The 12,497-nt window shown below is 41.7% G+C and carries 6 protein-coding genes; 4 read left to right on the forward strand and 2 right to left on the reverse strand.

Annotation, left to right across the window (positions count from 1 at the left end; all coding sequences use genetic code 11):
- Window positions 1-11 precede the first annotated feature (11 nt).
- Window positions 12-1,457: an amidase gene (locus tag BKH46_RS03965; RefSeq protein ID WP_095225530.1), complete on the forward strand. Its 1,446-nt coding sequence runs from the start codon at window positions 12-14 to the stop codon at window positions 1,455-1,457.
- A 5-nt stretch (window positions 1,458-1,462) separates the two neighbouring features.
- On the opposite strand, the gene BKH46_RS03970 is transcribed toward BKH46_RS03965, so the two are convergent.
- Window positions 1,463-2,857 carry an amino acid permease gene (locus tag BKH46_RS03970; protein ID WP_095225531.1) on the reverse strand — a complete coding sequence of 465 codons (1,395 nt, stop codon included), beginning with the start codon at window positions 2,855-2,857 and terminating at the stop codon, window positions 1,463-1,465.
- A gap of 343 nt (window positions 2,858-3,200) precedes the next feature.
- Here BKH46_RS03970 and BKH46_RS03975 point away from each other — a divergent pair, with 343 nt between their 5' ends.
- From BKH46_RS03975 to BKH46_RS03985, 3 genes are read left to right on the forward strand one after another with little or no spacing between them, the layout of a single operon-like run.
- Window positions 3,201-6,734: a proline dehydrogenase family protein gene (locus BKH46_RS03975; RefSeq protein ID WP_095225532.1), complete on the forward strand. Its 3,534-nt coding sequence runs from the start codon at window positions 3,201-3,203 to the stop codon at window positions 6,732-6,734.
- 1 nt (window position 6,735) lies between these two features.
- The gene (gene putP, locus BKH46_RS03980; protein ID WP_095225533.1) at window positions 6,736-8,232 is read left to right on the forward strand and encodes a sodium/proline symporter PutP; all 1,497 of its coding nucleotides are present in this window, start codon (window positions 6,736-6,738) and stop codon (window positions 8,230-8,232) included.
- A 9-nt stretch (window positions 8,233-8,241) separates the two neighbouring features.
- The gene (locus BKH46_RS03985; protein WP_253248296.1) at window positions 8,242-9,108 is read left to right on the forward strand and encodes a DMT family transporter; all 867 of its coding nucleotides are present in this window, start codon (window positions 8,242-8,244) and stop codon (window positions 9,106-9,108) included.
- A gap of 30 nt (window positions 9,109-9,138) precedes the next feature.
- Here BKH46_RS03985 and BKH46_RS03990 read toward each other — a convergent pair whose 3' ends face one another.
- Window positions 9,139-12,141, reverse strand: coding sequence for a pertactin-like passenger domain-containing protein (locus BKH46_RS03990; RefSeq protein ID WP_095225534.1), 3,003 nt, complete (start codon window positions 12,139-12,141; stop codon window positions 9,139-9,141).
- Window positions 12,142-12,497 lie beyond the last annotated feature (356 nt).

Raw genomic sequence — 12,497 nt, forward strand, 5'->3', positions numbered from 1 at the left:
AAGGAAAAATCATGCAATTTGATCGTATCAAAGAAATCCAAAAAACCCTCCCCACTACGCCCATTTGGCAATGGAGCGCTACAGAAGTTGCCTTAGGTATCAGACACAAGGCCATTAGCTCGACTGAAGCAACTCAAAACGTGCTCAAAAGAATCCATCAAATCAACCCAAAAATCAATGCTATCATCAATCTGATGGAACAAAAAGCCCTCAAGCAAGCCAAGCAAGCTGATGATCTCATCGCGCAAGGCATAGTCCTCTCGCCTTTGCACGGCGTGCCGATAACAATCAAAGACAATGTTGATGTCAAAGGCGAGCGCAATACCAATGGAGGAGTGTTTAAAGATAGAATATGCCAAGAAGACAGCACGATTGCGACCAATTTCAACACAGCAGGTTGTGTGACTATCGGTATGACAAATCTACCAGAGTTTGCCATCAGATGGTTCAGTGAAAATCCACTTTTTGGACGCACGCTCAACCCTTGGAACCACCAAATCACGCCCGGAGGGAGTAGTGGTGGGGCAGCAGCAGCGACTGCTAGCGGTATGTGCTTTGTCGCACATGGAAATGATATCGGTGGCTCTATCCGTTATCCTGCCTATGCTTGTGGGGTGTTTGGGCTACGACCCACTTGGGGGCGCGTCCCACAATTTGACCCTAGCAGCCCTGGTGGGAGGACATTTGCTAGTGAATTTTTTTCTATCGAAGGTCCGATTGCCCGTTCGGTCAATGATATCCGTTTGGGGCTAGAGGTGCTCTCAAGAGGGAGCATTTATGATCAAGTCTGGGTCCCTGCGCCACTTGCTTATAACGACTCTAAAAATAGGCGAATCGCCCTTGTAACACAAATTGATGGTATGGATATAGAACCAGATATCAAAGAAAATCTAATCAAAGTCGCTAAATGGCTCCAAGCAGATGGCTATGTGGTCGAAGAAATCAAGTTGCCTGAGTTTGATATCGCTGCTGAAATCTGGGGCAAAATCCTCATCGCAGAAAAAACCACAACCATTGGGCATTATATCGATGAATATGGCTCTGAAGATGTCCAAAAGGCGTGGAGAGGTATGGTCTATGGAGCAGAAGCAGCCAAGGATATGCGGGAATATATTCTAGCGATCGCCAAACGAGATGAGCTCCGACGGATTTATAATGAGATTTTAGATACTTATCCAGTGATTATGCTGCCTATTTCGGGGAAAAATCCGTTCAAATATGGGGAAGATTTGCTAGGAGATGCGTATTTCAAAGATGTGATTATCCCCGCACAAATCCCTTTGCTCGCACTTGTGTGCTTGAACTACCCAAGTATGAGTGTGCCTACAGGTCTTAAAGATGATAATATCCCGCAAGGGGTGCAGCTTTTTGCTTCAGATTATCGGGCAGATCTGTGCTTGCAAGTGGCTGAAGATATTGAACGACATATCAAAATGCCCTATCGATTTGAAGACTAATCCCCTCAAATCGATTTTGTATCTCTCATAAAATATTGACTGACAAAATAAGCGATAAAGCAAACGATACTAAAAATGATCGTCCCATAAATCGCTGCTCTTTGTTCGATGTCAAAATACGCTCCCACCATTGAAATCACACACCCAACAATCCCAAGTATCTGGATACCTGGGGTCAGAGGGGTTTTATAGGGCAGGTCTTTGAGCTGATTGCCTTGCGCAAGATACCATTTTCTGAATCTGTATTGCGCGATACTCACACTCACCCACACAAGCATCATCGAAAAGCCACTCACAGCTATCAAGTTGTTGATAACGCTCTCAGGGGCAAAAAAGTAACTCAGCAACGCAATCAAAGACACTAGCATGGATAAAATCAAAGCATTGAGCGGGATCCCTTTGTGATTGAGGTGGGCAAAAAATTGCGGCAAGGTTTTCTTTTCTGCTAGCCCCCAGATCATTCTTGCTGCAGCATAAAGCCCCGAATTTGCTGTTGAAAGCAAGGCAATGATGAGGATAAAATTCATAATATCCCCTGCAAAAGGCACTTTGAATATCTCAAGCACGCCCACAAAAGGACTTTTTGTGATACTTGCATTATCCATTGGCAAAAAAGTCGCGATGATAAATACCGAACCGACAAAAAAGATAATCAAACGCCATAAAGTCGCATTGATTGCCAAAGGCATTGCTTTAGCAGGGTCTTTGGTTTCACCAACTGCCACACCAATAACCTCCGTGCCTGTAAAGGCAAAATTGACAGCTAAAATCGTCATAAAAACTGCTTGAAAGCCCTTAGGGAAAAATCCTTGGTAGTCTGGAGTCTGGAAATAAAAGTTTGCAAAAGTTTGCTCAAAACCCCCAAGATATAGATGATAAATAATCATTCCAAAGCCAATGAGCAAAAACACACTCACAGCAATCACTTTAATCAAACTCAAAAAAAACTCACTCTCTGCAAACACCTTCACCCGATAAACATTGAAGCTAAAAATAATCGTTGCAAAACAAACCACCCATACCCATATAGGGACGCTAGGCAGCCATTTTTGCATCAAAAAGCCCACAGCAATAAACTCCACTCCCACCGTTACCACCCAATTGAGCCAATAAAGCCAAAAGATCAGATACCCCACAGATGGAGAGATGAAGCGGTGTGCATAATCGCCAAAGCTCCCTGTATGCGGGAAATATGAGCTTAGCTCACCCAAAGAAAGCATGACAGAATACACAATCACAGAAGCGACACAATATGCAATCAAAGTCCCCAAAGGCCCTGCTGTAAAAATACTCTGCCCTGTCCCGACAAAAAGCCCTGTCCCCATAGCCCCGCCAAATGCTATCATCACGAGATGGTGGGTTTTGAGATCGCGCACAAACAAATGGTTTTCTTTTTCCATCTTACCTCCATCAATATAGATTTTTATCTTTTAATCATATGCATTGTCTTTGAAAAATCTGCAATAAAATACATAAAATTTTTTGATTTTTGTAATTTAGTAACAAATTAGAAAAATTTAATTTTTTTGCTATGCAATTATTCTGAAATATGTTGTAAAATAATTGGGTATAGTTTATTTTACAAATGCTACCTTTTGAGGCTTTATGTTCCTTTATGTAACATTTCTACACTCCATATGGGTAATATTACCGACTTGATGGGTAATTGTTGGGGATTTTAAGAGAAGTTAACATAGTCTTACGCAAAGCTTTGAAATCTATAAAAATATTAAGGAAAAAGTAATGGACAATTTAGTCTCAAAATCCATTCAGTTAGCAGAAATGCTACAAGAAAAAATCACCCAAAATATCTCTGCATCTGAAAAAAAATTCCATCAAAAGATGCAAAAACTTTTGGATAATCCTAAAAATAAGGTGATGTTGATAGAGCTTCTTGACCGAAGTTTTCGCTGTTTTGACAACAAGGCAAGATTCAATGAAATTGAATATATCTTAGGGAAATATGGCATTGCTGACTTTTTCTCTGCTTATGAGAAATTTTTGCTGATGGCTTTTCTCTCTGCTGGCAAGCTTGCTCCTAATATGAGCGTGCCCTTTTTTGTCAATCATATCCGTGAAGACACTAAAACGATGGTGCTTGATGAAGAAAAATCCAAGCTCGATGCCCATATCATCAAAAGAGAAGAGCAAGGGATCACTTTAAATGTCAATCTCATTGGTGAAGAAGTGCTCGGTGAAGCTGAAGCACTCTATAGAATGCATAAATATGAAGAAGCCCTAAAATCTGAACATATCAAATACATTTCTATCAAAATAACCACGATTTTTTCGCAAATCAATATCATTGATTTTGACTACTCTAAAAATGAAGTCATCAAACGACTTGATACTCTCTATGGCATTGCCCAAGAATACGAAAAAAGACACAATGTGCAGAAATTTATCAACCTAGATATGGAAGAGTTCAGAGATTTAGAGCTCACCGTTGCTGCCTTTATGGAGTCAGTTGCTAAGTTTGATATCAACGCTGGTATCGTGCTGCAAGCTTATATCCCCGATTCTTTGATGTATCTCCAAAAACTCCACGCATTTTCAAAACAACGCGTCCAATCAGGCAAACCACCCATCAAGATCCGATTTGTCAAAGGCGCAAATATGGAATCAGAAGAAACCATCGCCTCCCAAAAGGGCTGGGCACTCCCTACATTTTCTAGAAAAATGGATACCGATTCCAATTACAATAAAATGCTAAATTTTATCCTTGAGGGTGATAATTATAAATATATTAAAATCGGGATTGCCTCGCACAATATTTTTGAAATTGCCTATGCTTACACAAGGATTGAAGAGAAAAATGCCCAAGAAAGCTTCACATTTGAGATGTTAGAGGGCATGAGCTTGCAGGCCTCGTATGAGCTCAGTCAAATGCATCAATTGATTCTTTATGCGCCTGTGTGCAACCAAGAGCATTTCAACAATGCGATTGCTTATTTGGTGCGTCGTTTGGACGAAAACACAAGCGAAGATAATTTCATGCGCTATTTTTTCAATCTCAAAGTAGGCTCCAAAAACTGGGAAATCCAAAAGCAGCTATTTTTAGACTCTCTGAGCAACATTGCTAAGCTCGATAATGCCACACACAGAGTGCAAAATCGCCTCTTACCCCAAAAAGGTATCAGCACTTATGGGCATAAAGAATTCCATAATGAAAGCGATACGGATTTTATCCTCCCTCAAAACAGAGAATGGGCGCAAAAAATCAAAGATAAATACAGCCATCTGCCTATTTTAGAGCTTTATCCCATCGCAGGTGAGCGCTTAGAAGCACAAGAAATGAAAAAAGTGGATATTTTTGACAAAATAGCCAATAAAAAAATCGCCACTATCGCACTTGCCAACCAAGAAATTATTCAAAAAGCTCTCCAAATCGCTAAAGACGACAACAGCAAATTTTCTCAAATGGACTCTAAGACAATCCATCAAATCCTCTCCCGTGCTGCCCAGAATTTGCGTGAAAAACGAGGGGATCTCATCGGGATAGCTGCCCTAGAAGTGGGTAAAACCTATGCAGAAACAGATGCTGAAGTGAGTGAAGCGATTGACTTTTTAGAGTTCTATCCCTATAGCCTTGAAGTGCTCAAAGAGCAAAATCCTAAGACACATTTTGCCCCCAGAGGTGTAGGCGTTGTCATCGCACCTTGGAATTTCCCAGTAGGTATCTCAGCAGGCACAATCGCTGCGCCATTGGCTGCGGGCAATCGCGTGATTTATAAACCCTCTAGTCTATCAAGCGTTACAGGCTATATGCTTTGTGAATGCTTTTGGGAAGCAGGTATCCCCAGAGATGCACTGATCTATCTCCCTGCAAAAGGCTCAGATATCAGCAAATATCTTTTAAAAGACCCTGCTGTGAGCTTTGCAGTGCTTACAGGGGGCGAGGACACGGCGTATAAAATGCTTGAAGCCAACCCCGCACTCTTGCTTTCAGCAGAAACAGGCGGGAAAAATGCAACGATTGTGAGCAAAATGGCCGATCGCGATCAAGCAATCAAAAATATCATACACTCAGCCTTTAGCAACTCTGGGCAAAAATGCTCAGCTACTTCACTTTTGATCCTAGAAGAAGAAGTCTATAATGATGAAAATTTCAAAAAAACTCTCATCGATGCGACAAAGAGTATGTCAGTGGGCGATCCTTTTGTCCTTAAAAATAAAATCGGCACACTTGCAGATAAAGTTTCTGACAAGGTGCAAAAAGCAATCGATACAAAAGAAGCACACGAAGAATGGGCTATCCAGCCAGAATTTATCGATAACAATCCTTACTTGATGAAGCCAGCAATCAAATATGGCACAAAAGAGGGCGATTATACACACAAAACAGAGCTTTTTGTCCCTATACTTTCTGTGATGTGTGCTAAAGATCTCCCACACGCTATTTCGATTGTCAATGCCACAGGATATGGGCTTACAAGTGGGCTAGAATCTCTTGATGAGAGGGAGTGGGATTATTATATCCAGCATATCCAAGCAGGCAATATCTATATCAACAAGCCCACAACAGGGGCTATCGTGCTACGCCAGCCTTTTGGTGGGGTCAAAAAATCAGCCATTGGATTTGGTCGCAAGGTAGGGATATTCAATTACATCACACAATTTACCCATATCACGCAAGAAACCCCTGATACACATCTGCTCTCTACCCCCCTTGTGAGTGCGCTAGAGAATCTGCAAACATCTCCCCAGCTCAATGGAGCGCAAAAGCACAGCCTAGATACCATCATAGCAATGGCAAAAAGCTATGCTTACCACAACAAAAATGAATTCCAAACCCAAAAAGACTATGTGCATATTCGTGGCGAGGACAATCTATTTTCTTATACAAAAGTCAAATCCATTGGCTATCGTATCCATCAAACAGACAGCCTAGAAGATATCATGGGTGTCATCATCGGGGCAAATACTTGTGGAATCCCTTTGAGTCTATCGATCACTTCCAAAGACGATAACCCACACTTTGCCTTTGTAGCTAGCCATCTCTCTGCGCTTGGTCTTGAAGCCACAATCCACTATGAAAACGCTAAAGATTTTGCTGATAAAATCTCACAATTTGAGCGCGTGCGATACTTTGGTGAGTCTGATGGCTCTGACCCCATCTATATAGCTGGTGCTAAAAATGCCATTGTGATTGCTGCAGCAAAGCCACTCATCAATGGACGCTTTGAATTGCTTTATTATCACTTAGAAAAATCTGTCAGCATCTCCTATCACCGATATGGGAATTTGGGTGCTAGAGCTCTTGTAAAAAAGGATTAAAATGGGTTTAGAAACAGTCACTTTGAGTTTTCCGATTGTTACAACTTTTGTAATTTATTCTTTGATTATGCTCTATATTGGGTTTTATTTTTATCGACGCAATGAAACTACAGAAGACTATTTTTTAGGGAATAGGACAATGGGGCCTTTTATCAGTGCACTTTCAGCAGGGGCTTCTGATATGAGCGGGTGGCTTTTGATGGGCTTGCCAGGGGCTTTGTATATCGGTGGGCTCGCACAGAGCTATATCGCAATTGGTCTTAGCATTGGAGCTTTGATCAATTGGTCATTTATCGCTAAAAGGCTGCGTGTATATACAAGCGTGATTGCAAATTCCATCACAATTCCTGATTATTTTGAAACCCGTTTTTCTGATGATAAACATATCTTGCGGCTATTGTCTGCATTTGTCATTTTGATATTTTTCACTATCTACATCTCTTCGGGGTTGGTGAGTGGAGCGAAGCTCTTTGAAGCAACTTTTGGTATCAAATATAGCTATGCTTTGATAGTCGGCACGATTATTATCGTTGCTTATACATTTTTTGGAGGGTACAAGGCAGTTTGTTGGACAGACTTGATACAGGGGCTTTTGATGATGGGGGCTTTGGTTGTAGTGCCTTGTGTGATGCTCTATCACTTGGGTGGTTTCTCTGAAGCTGTTTCTTTGGTGCGAGAAATCAAGCCAGAGGCATTATCTTTTGGAACAGGCGTGAGTGCTGTAGGGATTATTTCCTCTTTGGCGTGGGGGTTGGGGTATTTTGGTCAGCCTCATATTTTAGTCCGTTTTATGTCCATACGCTCCACAAGAGAAATCCCCACAGCCACGACTATTGGGATTTCTTGGATGGTGATTAGCCTTTTTGGGGCTTGTTTGATGGGATTTTTAGGGATTGCTTATATTGTGAAATTTGATGTTTCTCTCAATGACCCCGAAAAGATTTTTATTGTCATGAGTCAGCTCCTTTTCAATCCTTGGATTGCTGGAATTTTGCTAAGTGCTATCCTAGCAGCAATCATGAGCACAGCAAGCTCGCAGCTCTTGGTGTCTTCTTCGACAATTGCTGAGGATTTTTATCGCAAGATATTCAACAAAGAAGCTTCAACAAAACTTGTAATGATTTTTTCGCGTATTGCTGTTTTATTGGTCGCTTGCGTGGCGTTTTTTATCTCTACAGACAAAAACTCAAGTGTCTTGCATATCGTTGCGTATGCGTGGGCAGGGTTTGGCGCTAGTTTTGGGAGCGTGATGATTTTTTCTCTATTTTGGTCGCGAATGACCCGATTGGGGGCGATTGCTGGAATGCTTACAGGTGCAGTGGTTGTGGTTGTTTATAAAAACTTTGCCCTAGAATATTTTGGAGTTTATGAAATTATTCCAGGATTTTTGTGTGCGAGCATTGCGATTGTTGTTGTGAGCTTGATGGGTCCAGTGAGGGCAGGCACTAAAGAAGCCTTCAACACTATGCTAAAAGAGATTGATAGAAATTCCAGATAAAGGCTATTGATGCGAGCTTTGATGTTTGTATCTATGATGCTATGGGGGCTGACTTGGACTGCGTCTAAAATCATGATTGAACAACAAGTCGATCCCTTCATCATCGCTTGTATCAAATGCGGGATTGTGACTTTGAGTTTTTTGCCTTTGATGTTTTCTCTCAAAATCCCTTTTTGGCTCCCTAAAAATGCGATTTTACCTACCATCTTAGTAGGAGTTTTTAATACAATCTATAATTACTTGCTCCTTGTGGGCTTGCGTTATGGTGATGCTGGCAGTGCAGGGGTCATCGCTGAGGTGCTATCCCCTATCTTTGCTACAATCATCTGGACAATGATTAAAAAAAACACACTCTTACGCAAGGAAAAAATCGGACTGCTTTTGGGGATGGTATCAGGGGCATTTTTAGTAGATATTTCCCGACCATCTGCCCTATTCTCGCTCTTCAATCTCATCTATGTATTTGCTGCTTTGATGTGGGCGTCCCTTACAATCAGCTCGCGTTATGCCACCGAATCATCTAACCCTATTGCCATTAATTTTTATAGCACCCTTGTGCCCTTTGTTGTGTTTTTGCCCTCTTTGTTTTTGCAAGATACCCAGCCCTTATTTGAGGTTGGCTGGAGCTTTTGGCTCTCTATGTTGAGTGTGACTATTTTATCAACAACCTTTGCTACAACTATTTTTTATAAAGGCATTAAAGTCCTTGGTGTCACACAAGGGGGCGTGTTTGTGCTTTTGGTGCCTATTGGAGCTTTGTTGTTTGCGTGGATTATCTTGGGCGAAGTGCCCAAACTCCATACGATCTTAGGAGGGCTCATTGCGATTGGCGCAATCTATCTCATCAACTTCTATCGCCCCAGATCTCGTTGCTAATTGATTGCAACAGCCCATCACAAGATTGCCTTAAGGTGATGGAGTGGGGGTGCTTGAAAATGAGGGGGTGGGATTTCTTCTTTTGGGCATGGGTCTGTAGTTGGGGTTGAGCTCCTCTTTGGGCTGCATTTGTCTGCTCCGCACTTCTACAGATTGCGTGCGTCTGGGGCTATCGCCTACATTTTTTCGTATAGGGCTTTGTCGCCTTCTTGGCTGGATCTGAGGGCTAGGCGCAGGCTGGATAGACCTTTTGCTAAATCCTAAATCCATTCTAAACCCCAAAGACACTAAATAATCTGTATTCATATGGCTAAAAAAAGTCCGCTTCGCATAAAAATAAAATTGCACTTTATCGCCCAATACAAGATGAGAAGCAAGCCCTGCTCCCAAACGATAATCAACAGGCATTTTTGCATGAATTGGATAGTCTGTATAGCCCTCTTGAATCATATACACATCTCCACCCGTGCTTGAATCATATGCAAAGTCCAATCCCGCACGCATATCAAAATACACAAAATGATTCTGAAAAATCTTCCCCACATCTAAAAAAAGCTTATTACCAAAAAATTTGCCTGCTTCTTGATTGATAGCAATATGAATATCTGAAAAGCCCATATCCCCCGTCTTAGGGTCTAAAAAAGGCGCTGTAGTCTTATAACCATACCCCCCACCATTGATATATGCCCAACCAAGCTTGACCCCTGGCTCTACAAACCAGCTTTTATCTGCTGAAATAGGCGCTTTAAAGCCCACACGAAAATTTAAAAATATCAGATTATAAGTATTTTTAAAATGATTATAATCAAGCTCTTGTGAGCCATCGGCGTTATAATTTGTAAAAACATATTTGGTATAAGCATCAATACTGATACCAAAATTTTTCTGATAATACCAGCTCCCTTGCGCATATGCCCCCAAACCAAGTGCATAAGCTTTCCCTGTATAAAAAGGTGCGACCAAACGCATAGAAGTATAATCCCCCAATCCCCCAACAAACCCCCTAAACCCCTCATAACTCCACGCATAATCATACCCCCCCTGAAAGCTCCAATAAGCGTTTGCTGTGCTCTCATCGCTCAATTTCCCTGCATAATAATCTGCCCATATGTGCTGATAAAAATCTTGAGGCAAATAAAATAGCTCATCAATATGCTTGGTGATACTATCAGTATGTATCCGATAAATACTGTATTGGACGCCCAAAAGCTTGGTGATCTGCGTGCCTAAATCATTTTGAGAAACAAAAAACAAAGGGGCCTTAGGGGGAGGGTCAGTGATGGGAGCAGGCATGGGGTCTAGGTCTTTGGGCTTTTCAGTAGGCAATGCAGGAGCAGGAGGTGTGATGGCAATAGGAACGGGCGTGAGCTCGGGCTTTTTGGGTTCAGGCGTAGTGGGCTCAGGCTTTTCTTCTTTTTTAGGCACTTCTGTGGCAGGAGGGTCTTTGGGCTTTTCAGCTGGTGTGGTATCAGGTTTTATCGGTGTGATTTCAGGGGGTGGGGTGGGCTCTACCTTAGGGGGTGTCGGGGCAGGCTCAGGTTTAGGAGCAGGTGGGGGTGTAGGAGCAGGTGGGGGCGATGGCGTGGCAGGGGCAGGCTTGTCTTCTTTTTTGGGTGGGGTGATGGTAGCAGGAGTCAAGGGTTTAAATGGAATCGATTTGATCGCATCTCCGATGACCCATTGATAGCCCCTGCCTATGGGGAGTTTGTTGATATTTGCCTTAAAAGTAAAAAGTCCGATTTTGACATCTTTTGTTTCAAAGTTTAGCCCCACCCCACCTTGCAAGATTTTAGCCACTTCAATAGCATTGGGCGTGGGCTTGGTGAAGGCTTCGATATTGCTATAATCTGGATAGATTTGCAAGTAGTGCTTGCCTGTGCTGTCTTTATTGATAGTGATATGATCGCTTTGATTGGTATGGAAATTTGTCATCAGCTTAAAAATACCATTATTCCCCTTGAGCTCATCGACTACAAGTGTCCTTGGGCTATAAGTAACGGGATCACTGAGGCGATTTGTCTTAGCATCAAAGCTCACTTCGCCATCTTTGATACTGATAAAATCGACCATTGAAAGCTCTGATTCGTTTTTTTCGATACTAGCATTGTTGATATCAAGGATATTGACCTTAGAGCTAGCTGCTAAGACCCATTTTCCCCCATTAGACAAACGAAGCTGGGCTTGCCCACTGCCTTGCAAAGAAAAGCGACCTTGGAAAAAACTATCGGGATTGGTGAGATTGATATAAACCCTTGAAGCAGATGTCGTGGTATTTTCGACAGAAATATCCCCTTTGAGCTGAATAATATTCTTATCATCTAGCACACTGCCATCAGCATTGGCATTGACTCTAATGATCCCCCCTCCACCCACAGAAAATATCGAACGATAGCCCTTTCCGCTGCCTTTCCAACCTATCGATGGAACCATTTTAGAAGCATCGATAGTAACATTTTTATTGAAAATAAAAGCCCCACCATCGCCATCATTGATATTAAACAACCCTCGCGCTATATAAAAATCATTCCCCACAACCATCACGCCCATATTGACATCAAAAACAAAAGTCGGGGCAGAGTTGTCAAATGTCCCACGGCGTCTGGATAAAAACATACCTTCGATTTTATTAGGACCAGCAAGATTGCCCAGTCTAAAAACAATATTCCCCCCACCCTGGATACGATAAGTAGGCAGACTATCCCCTGCTTTTTCCCTACCCCGCCCACGAAAAAGCATTCCAGCCCAGTCATTATAATTGCCCGGTATGCCTGATACATCAACAACCACGGTGGCATCATGGGGGATATGCATCGTATCATAGCCGTGGAACAAAATGCCTGTATAGCGATATTTTTCATCGGTAAGCTCGCTAGTCAAATAACCACTTGGGGTGTTGGTAAAATCTATATTTTCGACATAATGGTGTGTGCCAGAGGTAAAATTTTGGGGCAATTGGGTCACACTTGTGTTATCAGCCCCCCAAAGAGATGTGATAAAAAAGATTAAGATGAATTGTAATTTATTGACTTGCATACCAACCATATAGGATTATTTTGATTTTTAACCATCAAACATTATTACTATATATTATACTACAACTTCTAAGGCTATTTGGATACCACAAAAAGTTTATCAATCCCAAAGAATTTTATCAATCATCACATTATTGATAAAATAAAACAATAGCCATACAAAAAGTATATTTTTATTTGATGGATACCTCACTTTTTATTCGCCTTGCCCTTTTGATTACCCCTCTTAGCCCCTCCCCCATTTAAGTGCAACATAAAATTTATTTTGATAGAATACATATCATTTAGTATGCTTTGATTTATCTTTAAGATAGAATCTTGCTCTATCTTGTGCCATAACTATTTTGCCTTGTTTGG

The organism is Helicobacter sp. 12S02634-8 (assembly GCF_002272865.1).
GTDB lineage: Bacteria > Campylobacterota > Campylobacteria > Campylobacterales > Helicobacteraceae > Helicobacter_J.

Bases quoted from the DNA above. Each gene is read 5' to 3' on its own strand.
- BKH46_RS03965 (WP_095225530.1), top strand. From the start codon at position 12: ATGCAATTTGATCGTATCAAAGAAATCCAAAAAACCCTCCCCACTACG.
- BKH46_RS03970 (WP_095225531.1), bottom strand. From the start codon at position 2,857: ATGGAAAAAGAAAACCATTTGTTTGTGCGCGATCTCAAAACCCACCAT.
- BKH46_RS03975 (WP_095225532.1), top strand. From the start codon at position 3,201: ATGGACAATTTAGTCTCAAAATCCATTCAGTTAGCAGAAATGCTACAA.
- putP (WP_095225533.1), top strand. From the start codon at position 6,736: ATGGGTTTAGAAACAGTCACTTTGAGTTTTCCGATTGTTACAACTTTT.
- BKH46_RS03985 (WP_253248296.1), top strand. From the start codon at position 8,242: ATGCGAGCTTTGATGTTTGTATCTATGATGCTATGGGGGCTGACTTGG.
- BKH46_RS03990 (WP_095225534.1), bottom strand. From the start codon at position 12,141: ATGCAAGTCAATAAATTACAATTCATCTTAATCTTTTTTATCACATCT.